This window comes from Winogradskyella undariae (assembly GCF_013285155.1).
In the GTDB taxonomy this organism is placed as follows: Bacteria; Bacteroidota; Bacteroidia; order Flavobacteriales; family Flavobacteriaceae; genus Winogradskyella; species Winogradskyella undariae.
This window is the reverse complement of the sequence record NZ_JABTEL010000010.1, coordinates 70216-87938: the sequence shown is the minus strand read 5'-3', so window position 1 is coordinate 87938 and position 17723 is coordinate 70216. Positions and strand designations below refer to the sequence as shown.

16 protein-coding genes are annotated in these 17723 nt (G+C 30.1%); 14 read left to right on the top strand and 2 right to left on the bottom strand.

Going from position 1 to position 17723, the window contains the following annotated elements; all coding sequences use genetic code 11:
- The first annotated feature begins 160 nt into the window (after positions 1-160).
- Both HSX10_RS13815 and HSX10_RS13810 read left to right on the top strand, forming a co-directional pair.
- Positions 161-4717 (top strand): PAS domain S-box protein, encoded by a 4557-nt coding sequence (locus HSX10_RS13815; protein ID WP_173588820.1) that lies wholly within the window; start codon positions 161-163, stop codon positions 4715-4717.
- A 5-nt stretch (positions 4718-4722) separates the two neighbouring features.
- A complete protein-coding gene (locus tag HSX10_RS13810) occupies positions 4723-5142 on the top strand; it encodes a response regulator (RefSeq protein WP_173588819.1) in 420 nt (139 codons plus the stop codon).
- Here the strand turns inward: HSX10_RS13810 and HSX10_RS13805 are convergent.
- Positions 5134-5772 carry an alpha/beta hydrolase gene (locus HSX10_RS13805; protein ID WP_173588818.1) on the bottom strand — a complete coding sequence of 213 codons (639 nt, stop codon included), beginning with the start codon at positions 5770-5772 and terminating at the stop codon, positions 5134-5136. The genes HSX10_RS13810 and HSX10_RS13805 overlap by 9 nt on opposite strands.
- 53 nt (positions 5773-5825) lie before the next feature.
- Between HSX10_RS13805 and HSX10_RS13800 the strand changes: the two genes are divergently transcribed.
- The 5 genes from HSX10_RS13800 to HSX10_RS13780 all read left to right on the top strand — a co-directional run bounded on the left by HSX10_RS13800 (position 5826) and on the right by HSX10_RS13780 (position 10585).
- Positions 5826-6254, top strand: a complete 429-nt coding sequence (locus tag HSX10_RS13800; protein WP_173588817.1) for a PaaI family thioesterase — start codon at positions 5826-5828, stop codon at positions 6252-6254.
- Positions 6255-7373 carry a chorismate-binding protein gene (locus tag HSX10_RS13795; protein ID WP_367651274.1) on the top strand — a complete coding sequence of 373 codons (1119 nt, stop codon included), beginning with the start codon at positions 6255-6257 and terminating at the stop codon, positions 7371-7373.
- A gap of 60 nt (positions 7374-7433) precedes the next feature.
- Complete coding sequence (gene menD / locus HSX10_RS13790; RefSeq protein ID WP_173588816.1) at positions 7434-9194, top strand: 2-succinyl-5-enolpyruvyl-6-hydroxy-3-cyclohexene-1-carboxylic-acid synthase; 1761 nt, start codon at positions 7434-7436, stop codon at positions 9192-9194.
- 93 nt (positions 9195-9287) lie between these two features.
- Positions 9288-9629: a DUF2853 family protein gene (locus tag HSX10_RS13785; protein WP_173588815.1), complete on the top strand. Its 342-nt coding sequence runs from the start codon at positions 9288-9290 to the stop codon at positions 9627-9629.
- A 125-nt stretch (positions 9630-9754) separates the two neighbouring features.
- Positions 9755-10585: a CvfB family protein gene (locus HSX10_RS13780; RefSeq protein ID WP_173588814.1), complete on the top strand. Its 831-nt coding sequence runs from the start codon at positions 9755-9757 to the stop codon at positions 10583-10585.
- An 8-nt stretch (positions 10586-10593) separates the two neighbouring features.
- Here HSX10_RS13780 and HSX10_RS13775 read toward each other — a convergent pair whose 3' ends face one another.
- A complete protein-coding gene (locus tag HSX10_RS13775) occupies positions 10594-10995 on the bottom strand; it encodes a hypothetical protein (RefSeq protein ID WP_173588813.1) in 402 nt (133 codons plus the stop codon).
- 118 nt (positions 10996-11113) lie between these two features.
- Here HSX10_RS13775 and HSX10_RS13770 point away from each other — a divergent pair, with 118 nt between their 5' ends.
- The 7 genes from HSX10_RS13770 to HSX10_RS13740 all read left to right on the top strand — a co-directional run bounded on the left by HSX10_RS13770 (position 11114) and on the right by HSX10_RS13740 (position 17660).
- Positions 11114-11953, top strand: coding sequence for a 1,4-dihydroxy-2-naphthoyl-CoA synthase (locus HSX10_RS13770; RefSeq protein ID WP_173588812.1), 840 nt, complete (start codon positions 11114-11116; stop codon positions 11951-11953).
- Positions 11954-11963: 10 nt separating this feature from the next.
- Complete coding sequence (gene menA / locus HSX10_RS13765; RefSeq protein WP_173588811.1) at positions 11964-12869, top strand: 1,4-dihydroxy-2-naphthoate octaprenyltransferase; 906 nt, start codon at positions 11964-11966, stop codon at positions 12867-12869.
- Between the two features lie 36 nt (positions 12870-12905).
- A complete protein-coding gene (locus HSX10_RS13760) occupies positions 12906-13583 on the top strand; it encodes a metal-dependent hydrolase (protein WP_173588810.1) in 678 nt (225 codons plus the stop codon).
- Positions 13584-13638: 55 nt separating this feature from the next.
- The gene (locus tag HSX10_RS13755) at positions 13639-14457 is read left to right on the top strand and encodes an alpha/beta hydrolase (protein WP_173588809.1); all 819 of its coding nucleotides are present in this window, start codon (positions 13639-13641) and stop codon (positions 14455-14457) included.
- 116 nt (positions 14458-14573) lie between these two features.
- Entirely contained in the window at positions 14574-15608 is a 1035-nt protein-coding gene (locus tag HSX10_RS13750; RefSeq protein WP_173588808.1) for an o-succinylbenzoate synthase, read from the top strand.
- 1 nt (position 15609) lies between these two features.
- Complete coding sequence (locus HSX10_RS13745) at positions 15610-16572, top strand: CPBP family intramembrane glutamic endopeptidase (protein WP_173588807.1); 963 nt, start codon at positions 15610-15612, stop codon at positions 16570-16572.
- 2 nt (positions 16573-16574) lie between these two features.
- Complete coding sequence (locus tag HSX10_RS13740; RefSeq protein WP_173588806.1) at positions 16575-17660, top strand: AMP-binding protein; 1086 nt, start codon at positions 16575-16577, stop codon at positions 17658-17660.
- The last annotated feature ends 63 nt before the right edge of the window (positions 17661-17723 follow it).

Here is a 17723-nt window from a genome sequence, read left to right as displayed (position 1 = left end):
TCAACTATTCGACCAAATGCATTTGTAATAAGATTTTTTTTGTATTTTAACATTTTATTACAATAAATAAAGTAAGCCCCCATGTCATATTTACATTTCTATATTTTAGATAATAGGCTTGAAAAAAATGTTTTATTATTAAATTATAGATAATCTTTTAATGAAGATATTACATCAATCAATCAAAAATAGATACATATTATTTGTATCCACTTTCATCATTATAATTCTAGCTCTGTTATTTCTTTTTCAACATAGCATTAATTCTCAAATTTCTGATGCACACTTAATTAATGTGTCAGGTAGGCAGAGAATGTTAAGTCAGAATATTACAAAGTTAACTTACGATATTGGTTACAATAATCTTTCAGGTTCAAATACTGAAAAAATTAAAATATTAGATTCACTTTTAGAGGAATGGGATAAACAACATAAATACCTTCATTTAAATAATACTCAAAATTGGAAAAATCACAAAATAGATTCATTATTAAATATTAATGAATCTTATCAAAATAAAATATTTACTGCAGGGAAAAACATTGTCAATAGCTATACCTTAAATAGTATAAAACCTAATATTTCTATTATTTCTTCATTAGAAAGGCTTTATCTAAATAACACTGATATTTTAGTATATGAATATCAGAAAGTGACAGAAGAACATCTAAAATTTTTAAGAAAAATAGTATATGTGTTCGCAATTATTGCCTTCATTATTATTTTAATAGAGCTTCTATATATTGTAATTCCAGGTTTAAAACAATTATTTCTAAGAAACCAGAAATTATTAGACTCAAATAAAAATTTAGCAATATCTGAGAATAAGTTAAAATCCAACTTGCTAGAACTAACAAAATTAAAATCAGAGTTAGAAAAAAGAGAAGTTTTTAACAAAGCTTTTATTGATCAAGCACCAACTGCTATTGCTATGTTTGATAATGATATGTGTTATATATCTGTATCAAAACGTTGGATAAAGGATTTTAAATTAGAAGGGAAAAGTATTATTGGGCGTTCTCATTATGAAGTTTTTCCGGAAATTGGAGAGGGATGGAAAAACAAGCATAAAGCATGTTTAAAAGGAGCTATTGATATTTGTAATGAAGCGCCTTTTATACGTGAAGATGGTTCAACACAATGGGTATATTGGGATACAAGACCATGGTATAATTCTGAAGGAAATATAGGGGGGATAATTATTCACACAGGAGATATTACTGAAGCTAAAGAAAAAGAAGACGCAAGAATTCGTGTTGAAAAAATATTAGATAAAACAAATGAGATTGCTAGAATAGGTGCTTGGGAAGTAGATTTAATAGAAAATAAAACTTTTTGGAGTGAGGTTGTATGTGAAATACATGGTGTAGCAGAAAACGATTTAGTAAATGTAGAAGAAGGTCTTAATTTTTATAAAGAAGGAGAAAGTCGAGATACGATTAAAAAAGTTTTTAATGAAGCAGTAACACATGGAACTCCTTATGATGTAGAATTAGAGCTTATTAATGCTAAAGGAGAGTCGGTTTGGGTACGTTCTATAGGACAAGCAGATTTTGTTGATGGTGTATGTGTACGTGTTTTTGGAGTGTTTCAGGATATAAATAAAATGAAGCTCTCTCAATTGGCTTTAAATAAGGCTCATACAGAGTTAGAAGCTTTATTTAATTCAGAATCTATAGCTATTGTAGCAACAAATACAGATGGTATTATTAATCAATTTAATAAAGGAGCAGAAATTTTAACGGGTTATTCTGCTTCTGAAGTAGTAGGATTAGAAAGACCTACACTTTACCATTTACAAGAAGAATTAGACAGGTTTAATGCAGATATTGCAAAATTACATAATAAAGACCCTAAAGGGTTTAGTGCACAATTTGGGTTATCAAAGACAAACGGCTATGATACTCGAGAATGGACTTACCGTAGAAAAGACGGTTCCCTTTTACCTGTGCAATTAACCTTAACTTCTATTAAAGACGAAAAAGGTGAGCTCATAGGTTTTTTAGGTATTTCTACGGATATTTCTGAAAAGAAGATTGCTCAAGATGAACTTTTAAGAAAAAATCACCTATTAAATTTTGCAGAAGAGATTACTTCAATGGGGAATTGGGAGTGGGACATTACTTCTGGTCAAATAGAAATCTCAAATAACCTTTATAATATTTATGGAATTGAGAAGGGGACAAATGTTGATGTCAATACTTATCTAAGTTATATTCATCCAGATGATAAAGAATATTTAATTAAATTTTATAATGATATAAAAAATAATGCAAGAGAAGGAAAGCGTATCAATAAGTTTACGCATAGAATTGTATTAAAAGACGGTACGGAAAAAACGATTAGAGTCTCTTGTGAAGCTATAACCAACGATCAAGGAGACATCATTGAATTAAGTGGTGCTAGCCAAGATGTTACTGCGGCTGTTGCAGCAGAAAAAGATTTGAATAATGCACATATACAATTAAAAGCTATTTTTAATTCTGGACCTATAGCTATCGTCTCCACAGATAATAACGGAATATTGAATCATTTTAATCACGGAGCGGAACTTTTATTAGGGTATTCAGCATCAGAGATGATAGGATTTAAAGAGCCAGAAATCTATCATTTAGAAGAAGAATTAGATAACTTTAGAATTGATATAGCTACAAAATATGGTATAGATCCTGAAGGATTTGATCCTTATTTAGAATTAGCAAAACGAAATGAGTATGATACTCGTGAGTGGACTTACAAAAGAAAAGACGGTTCTACTTTTCCTGTAGAATTAACCTTAACAGCTATTAGAAATGAAGAAGGTAATAAAATAGGATTTTTAGGTGTAGCATTTGATATTACAGAAAGAGTATCCTCAAGAAATGAAATTTTAAGAAAAAATCAAATTTTAAATTTTGCAGAAGAAATTACATTAATGGGGAATTGGCAAGTTGATGTCATTACAAATACCACAAAATGGTCAGCTAATCTTTACAGAATTTTTCAGCTTGAAGAAACTACAGCAACAACTCTTAAAACATATCTTCATTATACACACCCTGAAGATAAAGATAGGGTTTCAGATCATATGAACTTAACCCTTACAAAAGGTGTTTTTACAGATATTATACACAGAATTCAATTAACTGATGGCACCATTAAAAATGTACATCTCTTAGGGCAAGTAATAAAGGATAGTATAGGTAATGTTATAGAAGTCATTGGTACTTGCCAAGATGTTACAGCTCAAAAATTGACAGAAACAGAACTTTTAAGAAAAAATTATTTATTAAATTTTGCAGAAAGAATTACTCAGATTGGAAATTGGCAATGGGTTGTTGCCTCAGATACTTTAAAATGGTCATCTAATTTATATAGAATTTTTGAGTACGATGAAAACATAAAAGATTTAACTTATGATACTTTCTTTACCCATGTTCACCCAGAGGACAAAGAATATATTTCAGAGTTCATAAAAAAATCATTTGTAGAAAAAAAGTTTTCTAATAATTTTATACACCGTATAATTACAGGTAAAGGAACTATAAAAACTGTTCAATTTTTAGGTGAAGTAATCCTTAATGAGCAAGGAGAAATTATTGAAATGATGGGATCTTGCCAAGATATTACTGAACAGAAAATGGAAGAGAATAAGTTTAGAGGCTTATTAGAATCTGCGCCAGATGCTATGGTAATTGTAAATGAAGAAGGTAAAATACAGCTCATTAACAAACAATCTGAAAAATTATTTGGTTATACATCAGAAGAATTATTAGATCAATCTGTTGAAATACTTATTCCTTCAAGATTTATAGGTGATCATTCAACTTATCGTAATGAGTTTTTCTCTAGCCCTAGTATAAAAGAAATGGGGGTTGAAAACGCAAAAGAATTATTTGCTAAACATAAAGATGGTAAAGAAATCCCTATTCAAATAAGCTTAAGTCCACTTCAAACAGAAGAAGGGATTTTAGTCTCTGCTGCTATACGAGATATCACTGTACAGAGATTAGCACAAAAAAGGATTTTAGATGCTAAACAAGATTTAGAAGTTATAACAAAAAAGTTGATTATTCAAAATAGTCAGCTTGCAGATTTTGCTCAGATTACGTCTCATAATTTACGTGCGCCGGTAAGTAATCTAAATTCACTTTTAGGCTTATATGTTGCATCTGAAGATGAATATGACAAAAAGATTTTATTTCAAAAATTTGAAACAGTTATTAATCATCTAACATTTACCTTAAATACATTAGTTAAAGCTATTAAAATTAAAAGTGATAAGTCAAGGCATACAGAAGAAATTTTGTTTAATGATGTATTAAAAAAGACAACAGAGATACTAAGTGGAGAAATATTAAAAACGAATGCCGTAATTAAAGCTGACTTTTCAAAAGTTTCAAAAATTAATTACGATAAAATTTATTTAGAAAGTATTTTTCTTAACTTAGTCGGCAATGCTATTAAATACAAGTCAAAAGACAGAATACCTAATATTATTATAGAATCTGAAAATCTAGAAGGGAAAATAAGATTGAAGATTAGTGATAACGGACTAGGTATAAACTTAGATAGACATGGTGAAAAAATATTTGGTTTAAACAAAGTATTTCATCGCCACCCAGATGCTAGAGGTATCGGTTTGTTTATGACCAAAACTCAAGTAGAAGCTATGGGAGGTACTATTTTGGTGTCAAGTAAAGTTAATGAGGGAACAACGTTTACAATAATTTTTTAATAGATATGAATAACCACTACAATATCTGTGTAATTGATGATGATGACATCTACCAATTCACGATTACTAAAATATTAGAGTCTATAAAATTAAGTAAGAAAATACTTCTTTTTTCTGATGGTGAAGAGGCTCTAGATTTTATGGTAAATAATCTATATAATGACGACGTGCTACCTGATGTTATTTTTTTAGATATCAACATGCCCATAATGGATGGTTTTCAATTTATGGAAGAGTATGTAGAGATTAAACATAAATTGAATAAGAAGATTGTTATTTATATGGTATCATCTTCTGTAGATCCTGTGGATATTGCAAAAGCAAAAGAGATAAGTGATGTGTCAGATTACATTATAAAACCTATAAAAGCAGGACAGTTAAGGACTATTATGGCTGGACTTGAAAATAATGGTAGCTTACACTAAGCTATTAATGTAAGCAACATTAACAACGTGTTTGCCTTCAAAAGGAAGAAACTCAACTTGTTTTCCAAATAATTCAATAGCACGTTTAGATTCTATCTCTATACGAGCTTCGTTTAAGTATTCATCTTCGGTACCATAAATTAATTTTACTTTGGTTGCTTTAGATAAGTAAGTAAAATCATTAGCGGTTAATTCTACTGGTATGCCACCAGAATGTAGCACTAATTGATCACATTTTAATTGCCTTCTAACTAAATAACGCATAGCGACACTAACACCTTGTGAATATCCAAAAACGACAAGATTAATAGCTTTCGGGATTTGTTCTGCATCCAAAACAGCATCCATATAATTAAGAATATTATCAATACCTGTTTCGGTTTGGTCTCTTGTTAGCCAGTTGGCACCAACATGCATTCTTGGTTGAATATAAAATTTACTCGGTGCTTGTGGAGCAATGATGTAATTCTCTTTAGCGTCTAAGTTTTTAAAATACCTTAAAAAATAACGACTTAAGTAACCCATACCGTGACAAACAAGCCAAACGGTTTTAGTTTGTTCAGTAAGTGTATTTAAAGTAGAGTAGGAGTTACGTGTTGTATATGTGATTTCTTTCTCTTGCGAATTCATTATTCTAGGTGGTTTCTGTATCTTTGTAATAGATTCAAAAATACTGTTTTTATATGCAAATGACTAGAGAGGATATCTTAGCTAAAGCAAATGCAGCAAGCAAAAATACTTTAATGGAAACCTTAGAGATTGTTATGGTGGATTTTGGTGATGATTTCTTAGTTGCTAGAATGCCTGTAACCTCAAGAGTGCATCAACCCGATGGCGTTTTACATGGTGGAGCAACAGCAGCTTTAGCAGAAAGTGTAGGAAGTTTTGCCTCGCATATATTTATAGATACAGAAAAAATGTTTGTCCGTGGTTTAGAGATAACGGCAAACCACCTTAAAAGTGTAAAAGAGGGGTTTATCTATGCAAAAGCAACATTTTTGCACAAAGGTAGAACTACACAACTTTTAGATATTAGAGTTACAGACGAAGAAGATAATCTTATTTCTATTTGTCGTTTATCAACAATCTCACTTCCAAAAAAAAGTAAATAAATGATGAATGAAGATTCATTTTTTGAAGCATTAGAAACTCAGTATTCTAAACAATTACCTTTTGTCGTTTACAGTAGGCCAATCAATTCAGTTATAAAAAGTTGGTTACAAAACGATGCTACATTACATAAAACAGAAAACTTTACGGAAAGTGGATTTGTGTTTGCGCCTTTCGATTTTAAAGAACAAAGTATTTTACTACCAGAAGCAGATTGTAAATATTCTACTTTAGAAATAGAATATTTATATATTGAAGATAATTCTAAAAATGTTTCCATAGAAGCTTCCGAAAAAGAAGCTCATATAAATTTAGTTTCAAAAGGAATAGCTACAATAAATAGCGGAAGTCTTAAAAAAGTAGTTTTATCAAGATGTGAATCTAAGGATTTAGGTAATGAAAATCCTTTTTCAATTTTCAAAAAGCTTTTTAATACCTACAAAAATGCCATGGTGTATTGTTGGTATCACCCCAAGGTAGGTTTATGGTTGGGAGCAACGCCAGAGTTGTTACTAAAAGTAGAAGGCAAGCAATTAACAACTATTTCTTTAGCAGGTACACAGCCTTATAATTCAACTTCTAATGTAAATTGGACCACAAAAGAGTTTGAAGAACAACAAATTGTAACCGATTATATAGCGAACCAAATTCAGCCATATTCTAAACAAGTCAATATCTCTGAAGTAGAAACAGCAAGAGCGGGGAATTTACTTCATCTTAAATCTAAAATTACAGGTTTTATAGATGCTGCAGTTAATTTAAAATCTATAATTGAAGCTTTGCACCCAACACCTGCAGTTTGTGGTTTTCCAAAACAAGAAGCTAAAGATTTTATTCTTCAAAATGAAAATTATACCAGAGGATATTATACTGGTTTTTTAGGAGAATTAAATTTAAAGCAATCAAGGACACGAAATACAAACAGACGTAATGTTGAAAACAATGTGTATGCTGTAGTGAGAAAACATTCTAATTTTTACGTGAATTTGCGCTGTATGCAACTTAAAGATTCTAAAGCGTTAATTTATGTTGGCGGTGGAATTACAAAAGATTCTAATCCAGAAAACGAATGGGAAGAAACCGTTAATAAATCAAGAACTATCGGTGCTGTTTTAGATTAATTAAAACATTAAATGACTAAAAAAAAGTTTCTATTTGTTAAAAATAGGAAGATTGATTTTATGATATATTCAAAAATACCTTTATCACAATCCGTAGTTACTTTATGTAAAACGCATAATGTAAAACATATTGTTATTTCTCCAGGAAGTAGAAATGCTCCATTAACTATTGGCTTTACACACGATGATTTTTTTAATTGTTATAGTATTGTTGATGAGCGTTGTGCAGCTTTTTTTGCATTAGGAATAGCTCAGCAATTGCAAGAGCCAGTTGCAGTTGTTTGTACATCGGGTAGTGCATTATTAAATTATTATCCAGCAGTTGCAGAGGCTTATTATAGTAACATTCCGTTGGTTGTTATCTCTGCAGATCGTCCAAAACACTTATTAGATATTGGAGATGGACAAACCATAAAACAAAAAAATGTTTATGGTGAGCATGTTTTACATAACGCTAATTTAAAGCTAGATATTAAAGAAGGTGAACGTGAAAATATAGAAGAAGAACGTGCTATTTTAAAAAGTATAGAAAATAAATTAGAGCGTTTTTTAGGATTTCAAAAAGATATTCAATCTCATAATGAATCAGAAATTCATGATGCGCTAACAGTAGCCAAATTAAACTCAGGACCGGTTCATATTAATTGTCCTTTTGATGAACCTTTATACGAAAGAGTAGAAGAATTATCAATAAATCCGAAGCCTTTCAAAATTCAAAATAAAGATGAAAAAGTTGACGGTTTTGAAGTGAAAAGTTTATTAGATGTTTGGCACAATGCTAAACGAAAAATGATTTTAATAGGTGTTTTACAACCTAATTCTATAGAAGCGCAGTGGATACAAGAAATTGCTGATGATGATAGTGTTATTGTATTAACAGAAACGACTTCTAACGTACATCATCCAGATTTTTTTCCTGGTATAGATAAAATGATTGCTCCTCTAGAAGATGAGGATTTTAAAGCGCTTCAACCCGATGTTTTACTGACTTTTGGAGGTTTAATTGTTTCAAAAAAAATAAAAGCTTTTTTAAGAACTTATAAGCCAGAGTTTCATTGTCATGTTGATTTGTATAGTGCAAATGATACCTTTTTCTGTTTAGATAAGCATATAAAACTAAGTCCTAATACCTTTTTAAGTTCATTTTTACCACTGGTAACACATCATACAAAGAGTATTTATAAAAGTAGTTGGCTTGCAATACGCCAGAAACGAAGAAAATTGCAAGAAGAATATTTGCAGTCGCTTCCATTTTCTGATTTTACAGTATTTAATTCCATATTAAAAAACATACCAAAACAGAGTCAGCTTCAAGTAGGCAATAGTTCTGCAATTAGATATACACAATTGTTTCAATTTTCAAAAAGTATTGAGGTATTTTGCAATAGAGGAACTAGCGGAATAGATGGTTGTACAAGCACAGCAATAGGAGCTTCTATTGTATCAGAAAAACGGATTACCTTCATTACGGGTGATCTTAGTTTCTTCTACGATAGTAATGCATTATGGAATAATTATATACCTAATAATTTTAGAATTATAGTCGTTAATAATGAAGGTGGTGGGATATTTAGAATATTACCAGGACATAAGGATACCGAAAATTTTGACCGGTATTTTGAAACTAAACATCATTTAAGTGCAAAACAATTATGCAACATGTATGACTTTGAGTATGGTTTAGCTAAAGATCAAAAGGAGCTAGATGATCAATTAGATTCATTTTATAACGAAAGTAAACAACCTAAATTATTAGAAATATTTACGCCGTCTCAAACTAACGATAAGGCACTTATAGATTTTTTTAAATATATTAAATAATCAATCATAAAATATTAAGTTGTGACTCTTTCGTTTTTATTGTGTCTAAAAATTAGTACCTTTAAAGGGATAATTAATTAAAAACGACTTAAAATGAGCAAAAGAGATGATTTAATTGTGAAGTATGCCGCAGATTTAAAAGATAAATGTGGTGTAACTCCAGATATGGACTTACTAACTAAAGTAACCGTAGGTTTAGGCCCTTCAATATATAATGCAGATTCATCAACTGTTTCTGGTTCTGACCCTAAAGAAATAGCTACAGTTAAAAATAATTTTTTAATTAAGAAATTAGGATTAGCAGATAGTGAAGAATTAGATAAAGCGATTGATGCTGTGATTGAAAAATATGGTCGTTCTAACAGATCTAAATATAGAGTTGTTATTTATTATTTATTGACAACACACTTCAAAAAAGAATCAGTTTATTCTTAATTAGAATTAACTTTTTACATACACGCGTTATAAATTTATATTTATGACGCTTTTTTTTACTAAATTTATTCATTATCATATAAACTTCTTATTAAATCTCATAAAAATATATTTACCTTTGCTGCATGATATATTTAGGTGAATACAATACGTTAGAGATTTTAAGAGATACAGAACCAGGATTATTTTTGGGAGATGGAAATGAAGGGGAAGTTCTTTTACCAAATAGATATGTACCTAAAGTATTTGAAATTGGTGAAAAAATAGAAGTCTTTGTCTATTTAGATAATGAAGAACGTCCGGTTGCAACTACAGACCAACCTTATATTAAGAATGGAGACTTCGCTTTATTACGTTGTAATCAAGTTACTGAATATGGTGCTTTCTTAGATTGGGGACTAGTAAAAGAATTATTTTGCCCATTTAGAGAGCAAGCATTTAAAATGAAATCTGGTGGTTGGTATTTAGTACATTGTTACTTAGATGATGAAACACAACGTTTAGTAGCATCTAGTAAAACCAATCGTTTTTTAGATAATAAAGAATTAACAGTTGCTCAGTTTGACGAAGTTGATCTTATTGTTTCTCATCCTTCAGAATTAGGAATGAATGTTATTGTAAACAAAACACATTTAGGTTTAATTTTTAACGATGATATTTTTAAAGATATCAGTGTAGGTGACCGATTAAAAGGTTTAGTAAAGAAAGTAAGACCAGATAATAAATTAGATATTTCTTTAAATCAAATTGGTTATAGAAATATAGAACCAAATGCAGAGCACATCTTAAATGAATTGCATGATAATGGTGGTTTTTTACCTGTACATGATAAATCTAATCCCGAAACGATAAAAGATTTACTTCAAATGAGTAAAAAGAATTTTAAAAAAGCAGTTGGGTCATTATATAAAGAACGTCAAATAGAGATTAAAGAAGACGGTATTTATTTATTGTAAATAGCATTTTATTTTGATAGCGTATCTTCAATCCAAAGTATTGCACTTTCAAAATCATTAAATATTTTTCTGTTAAATTTAAAAAAGTGACTTTCTATTTCAATTATACGTTCCGTAAGTTCGCTATAAGTGATAATAGCATAACCTTTTAGTTGTGTGAATTTTTCATTAAATTTTTTTGCATCGTTTACATTAATTGAATACGAATTAAGTCTGTTTGCTATAAAACCAAAAGGCTCATCCTTATAGTTGTTTTTTATGATTAGAGAGAGTTCATCAAAATTTTTAAAATTAATATCAGCTCCTTCTTTAAACTCAGTTACCATAAAATTATTATAAACATACACTTTTCCTAATTTTATATTATAAATAGTATATGTTTTGTTAATTATATTAGGATTATAATTCATTGAAAATTAATAATTTGGCTGGCAAATATATTTCGTATAATTAATAAAATCAAATAAAAAAATGCACTAAAAGTATTATTATTAATTTCTTACTTTTGTTGCTTAAACATTGATAAATATGAGCCATATAGATTGGAAAGTTGCAAAGTCTTATGAAGATATAACTTACCACAAATGTGATGGAGTTGCTAGAATAGCGTTTAATAGACCAGATATTAGAAATGCATTCCGACCTAAAACCACATCAGAGCTTTATGATGCATTTTATGATGCTGGTGAAGATGTAAATATAGGGGTTGTACTTTTAAGTGCAGAGGGGCCTTCTTCTAAAGATGGTATATGGAGTTTTTGCTCTGGTGGAGATCAGAAAGTAAGAGGTCATCAAGGTTATGTTGGAGAAGATGGTTATCACCGTCTAAATATTTTAGAAGTACAACGTCTTATTCGTTTTATGCCAAAAGCTGTTATTGCTGTGGTACCAGGATGGGCTGTTGGTGGTGGTCATAGTCTACATGTGGTTTGCGATTTAACTTTAGCCAGTAAAGAACATGCAATTTTTAAGCAAACAGATGCTGATGTTACAAGTTTTGATGGTGGTTATGGATCAGCTTATTTAGCTAAAATGGTTGGACAGAAAAGAGCAAGAGAAATCTTTTTCTTGGGAAGAAACTATTCTGCACAAGAGGCTTTTGATATGGGGATGGTTAATGCCGTTATTCCTCATGAAGAATTAGAAGATACGGCCTATGAATGGGCTCAAGAAATATTAGCAAAATCACCGACTTCAATTAAAATGTTGAAATTTGCCATGAATCTTACTGATGACGGTATGGTTGGGCAACAAGTTTTTGCAGGTGAAGCTACACGATTGGCTTATATGACAGATGAAGCTAAAGAAGGTAGAGATGCATTCTTAGAAAAAAGAAAACCAAATTTTCCAAAAAAATGGATTCCTTAATTTAATCTAAATGAACAAAATTAAACCATGGCTTTCTGCCATGCGATTAAGAACCTTGCCACTTTCTGTGTCAGGGATAATTTTAGGAAGTTGTTTTGCTTATTATAATGGTCGTTTTAACATGCTAATTTTTATCTTGGCATTATTAACAACAATCAGCCTTCAGGTACTATCTAATTTAGCAAATGATTATGGCGATGGTGTTAAAGGGACAGACAATGACGAACGCTTAGGCCCACAAAGAGCTATTCAAAGTGGTGCTATTACTCCAGAACAAATGTTAGAGGGTATTAAGTTTAATATTCTCGTAGTTATTATAGCTGCAATGCTACTTATTTGGCTTGCTTTTGGTACCGATAGTTTACTTTATGCCATATTATTTATAGCATTAGGTGGTCTTTCTGTTTATGCAGCCTTAAATTACACCATGGGGGATTCACCTTACGGTTATCGTGCACTTGGTGATGTTTTTGTTTTTATATTTTTTGGTTTAGTAAGTACAATAGGAAGTTACTTTCTTTATATGCATACTTTAGATCATGTTGTGATATTACCAGCAATTGCTTTAGGTTTATTAAGTGTTGGTGTTTTAAACTTAAATAACATGAGAGATATTAAGTCAGACACTAATGCAGGGAAAATTACATTAGCAATTAAATTAGGAAAAGAAGGCGCTAAAAAATATCATTTTGCACTTATCATTGGGGCTATGTTATTGATTGTTATATTTTCAATTTTGTATTACGTAGAACCTTATAACTTTATATATATAATTGGTTTTATACCTCTGATTTTTCATCTTAAAAAGGTAAAAGCAGCACAAAATGCAGATGATTTTGATAGCCAACTTAAAGTAGTGGCATTGTCTACATTTCTTATCGCTATACTTTTAGGAGTTGGGTATATTTTATATTAATTTTAAGCTTAGTATCGCTTTTTAAATCATTATAACATGAAAATTACATTCTACGGACATGCTTCATTAGGTATTCAAATTAAAGATATTAACATTTTAGTTGATCCTTTTATTACAGGAAATGAAAATGCTTCTAGTATTGATATAGAAACACTAAAAGCAGATTATATATTAGTTACACATGCGCATCAAGATCATATTTTAGATGTTGAAGCTATTGCGAAACGTACAGGTGCAATCATCGTTTCTAATTTTGAAATCATTACCTATTATCAAAATAAAGGTTTAGAAGGTCACCCAATGAATCACGGAGGGTCTTGGGATTTTGAATTTGGAAACCTTAAATACGTAAATGCAATTCATACTTCTTCTTTTCCTGATGGTTCTTATGGAGGTCAACCAGGTGGATTTATCATTGAAGGAGAGCGTAAAACCATTTATATAGCTGGTGATACAGCTTTAACAATGGATATGAAATTGATTCCGATGCAGACCAAGCTCGACTTAGCTATTTTGCCTATTGGAGATAATTTTACAATGGGAATTAATGATGCTATTATTGCGAGCGATTTTATAGAATGTGATAAAATTTTAGGTTATCATTACGATACTTTTGGGTATATTGAAATTGATCATGAAGAAGCCAAACGCAAATTCTTTGATAAAGAAAAAGATTTAATGTTGCTAGAAATTGGCGAGTCTATGGAGTTGTAATTTAATTTATTACCTTTAGTTTTTAATGTTTTACTTTAACTCACAAACTAAAATAATGAATAAATTTATAGTTTTTATAATCTTGTCTATCGTATTACTTAGTTGTTCTAACGCACCTCAATATAACGATCCTATTCCTGCTCATGATAGTTTTGAGATAGTATCTAAATTATTAAAAGAAACAAGAACTATTAATGTTTGGACACCTCCAAATTATAATACTAGTAATGATTCTTTACCTGTCTTATATATGCCAGATGGGGGTATTGTTCAGGAGGATTTTCCACATATAGCAAATACAATTTCAAAATTGGTGGAAAATAAAAGTATACCTCCAATTATACTTGTCGGAATTGCTAATATCGATAGAAGAAAAGATTTATCTGGATTTTCAGAGGTTAAAGAAGATGAACAATATTGTCCATTAACTGATGGTGCTAAATATTTTAGGGCATTTATTTCAGACGAATTAATACCCGAAATAGATAAAAAATATAGAACAACGCGTAAAAAAGGTATTATTGGAGAATCTTTAGCAGGACTCTTTGTTGTTGAAACCTTATTATTACAACCAGAAACTTTCGATTTTTATATTGCCATGGATCCTTCTTTATGGTGGAATGATCATTATTTAGTCAAAAACACAGAGAATTATTTAGAACACCTCCCTAATAACACTAAAAGACTTTGGTTTGCAGGTTCTGATGTAGAAGATATTTCTATTCATACTAATAATCTCATTAAAATATTAGAGAAATTAAATCCAAAGCACTTAATTTGGAAGTATTCAGACGAACCAAATGAAAAACATAATACAATCTTTAGAGCAACAAAAGAAAAAGCTTTAATTTGGATTTTGAACACTAAATTATAATATAATTCTAAAATTTATTACCAAAACAATAAGGTATTATATTAAGAAAATTTAGTGTTATCAATTGCTTTTTGAGGTGAATTATACATAAATAATTGATATTTTTGATATCAATTATGAAAGCAACATATCAGAAGTATATTTTAGATTTTAAAAGACCTAGTGGAACATCGAGAGGTGTGATGACTACAAAAGAGACTTGGTTTATTCTCTTAGAAAATGAGAGTAAAAAAGGCGTAGGCGAGTGTGGTATATTAAGAGGTTTATCTATTGATGATAGACCCGATTATGAAGCCAAATTAAAGTGGACATGCAAAAATATTAGCTTAGGTTTAGAGCAACTTTTAATTGAACTTAAAGAGTTCCCTAGTATTCAATTCGGATTAGAAACAGCTTTTAAATCTTTAGAAAGTGTAGATCAATTTCAGTTATTTACATCAGATTTTAGTATAGGTCAAGCTAATATTCCGATTAATGGTTTGGTTTGGATGGGAAGTGAAGATTTTATGCGAACTCAGATTAAAGAAAAAATTAAGTTTGGTTTTAATTGTATTAAATTAAAAATTGGAGCTATAGATTTTCAAACTGAATTGAACATTTTAAAATCTATTCGTAAAGAGTTTTCTGTTTCAGATATAGAATTACGTGTAGATGCTAATGGCGCTTTTTCTCCTGAAGATGCTTTAGAGAAATTAAAACAATTATCAGAATATCAATTACATTCCATAGAACAACCCATAAAAGCGAAGCAATTTGAAATAATGGCACAGCTTTGTGAAACAACTCCTTTACCAATTGCGTTAGATGAAGAGTTAATTGGTGTATTTGAGCAAGAAGAGAAACTAAAACTACTTCAAACTATAAAGCCACAGTATATTATTTTAAAACCGAGTTTGGTTGGTGGTTTTTCAGGCAGTCAGCAATGGATTGAAATAGCAGAAAACTTAAATATTAAATGGTGGATTACAAGTGCTTTAGAAAGTAACATTGGGCTTAATGCCATTGCGCAATGGACGTTTAAACTAAATAGTAACATGCCACAAGGTTTAGGAACTGGAAGTTTATTTACTAATAACTTTTCTTCGCCATTAGTGGTAAAAAATGGTACTTTGCAATACGATTTAAAACAAAATTGGAAATTTAATTTATAGTATGAATTATATACAACAAGCCTTCTCTGTATTACATGATTGGTGGAGATATTTAATAGGTTTAATGATCATATTTATCTTTTGGCAAGTTATAGGAATGATTCCTTTGCTGATCTTTTTAGGAATAGAAATCATAAATGGAGCAGATGCATCAGCTGTAAGTGATATGACGCAAATGTCATCTTTATTAGGGAATAATCTATTTTTATTTTTAATGCTATTTTCATTTGCCGTCGGTTTAGCTGGTATTATTTTTACTTCAAAATTTCTTCATAAACAATCGTTTTTAAACTTAACAACGGCAAGACCTAAAATAGATTGGAAGCGTTTTTGGTTTGTATTTATCATCTGGGGAGTATTCTCAATAGGGACTACTTTTATATCTTATTATTTAGCACCCGAAGATTATATATTTAGTTTAAACCTAAAGCCGTTTATTATTCTTTGCGTTATTGTTATTCTCTTTATTCCATTACAAACTAGTTTTGAAGAGTATTTATTAAGAGGATATCTTATGCAAGGTTTTGGGGTTATATTAAAAAACAGATGGGCACCATTATTAATAACATCAGTTATTTTTGGTTTATTACACGGATTAAATCCTGAGGTAGATAAATTAGGACCAATTATGATGGTATTTTATATTGGTACAGGATTACTGTTAGGAATAATGACATTAATGGATGACGGATTAGAACTTGCATTAGGTTTCCATGCCGCAAACAATATTTTTACAGCATTGTTAGTGACTTCAGACTGGTCAGCATTACAAACAGACGCTTTGTTAACGTCTATTGCTGATCCAACAGAAATGGCTGTTTCAGAGATTGTAGCACCAGTATTAATTGTTTATCCAATATTGTTATTAATTCTTTCTAAGAAATATGGCTGGACCAATTGGAAAGAAAAATTAACAGGTAAAGTAATTGAGCCACCAAAAGAAGATTATAAAATAATAGAGTAGATATGACACCAACTTACGACAAAGTACATAATCGTTTTAAATTTAACGGACTCCATTTTAGTTATGATGAGTTAAAAGAAGTCGCTTATAGTCTTATAAAAGAAGGGGAACCTTATGAGAGGATTACTGGTGATTTTCTAATGGATTGGTTAGATCATAGAGATTATATGTATGTAAAAACTTCTGGGTCTACAGGGAAACCAAAAGAAGTTAAACTAATGAAACAAGCGATGGTAAACTCTTCCATTGCTACAGGTAATTTTTTCAAATTAGAACCAGGAGATAAAGCTTTGCATTGCTTACCTAGCCATTTTATAGCGGGTAAAATGATGTTTGTTCGTGCTTTAGTGTTAGGATTAGAAATTGACTTTGTAGAGCCGTTAGCACATCCTGTTTTTGATTATGATAAATGTTACGATTTTTGTGCCGTGATACCATTACAATTAAAGTATATTATTGGTCATGTTCATAATATGAAAAATATTATAGTGGGAGGCTCAAAAGTTACAAAGCCATTAATAGAAAAAATTAAAAATTGCGAGCCTAAGTTTTATGAAACTTATGGTATGACAGAGACTGTAACTCATATTGCTATTAGACAATTAAAATCTAAATCTGCAGAAAAAGAAGTGTATTTTAAAGCTTTAGAAAATGTAAGTTTTAATACAGATGAAAGAAATTGTTTAGTAATCCATGCTCCAAAATTGGTGGATGAAGATTTAATAACAAATGATATTGTTGAGTTAAAATCAGATACTAGCTTTCAATTATTAGGTCGTTTTGATAATGTTGTTAATTCTGGAGGTGTAAAATTATTTCCAGAACAGATTGAAGATAAACTTCAACCATTCATATCTCAGCGTTTTATTTTAGCAGGTGAAGATGATGCAGCTTTAGGTGAAAAACTAATTCTTATTATTGAAAATCCTATTGATCCTTTAAACGAAATTTTAGAAACTCTTAAAGGCTTAAAATCTTTAGATAAATTTGAAGTTCCTAAGAAAATCTATAGCATCGAAAAATTCGCTGAAACTGTAAATGGAAAAATTCAGCGTAAAAAAACTATAAAAACTGTTTTAGAGAGTTAACTCACTGAAATACGTACTTCACTCATTGTAGATTTTTCATAATAGTGTTTGTTTATAGGTTTA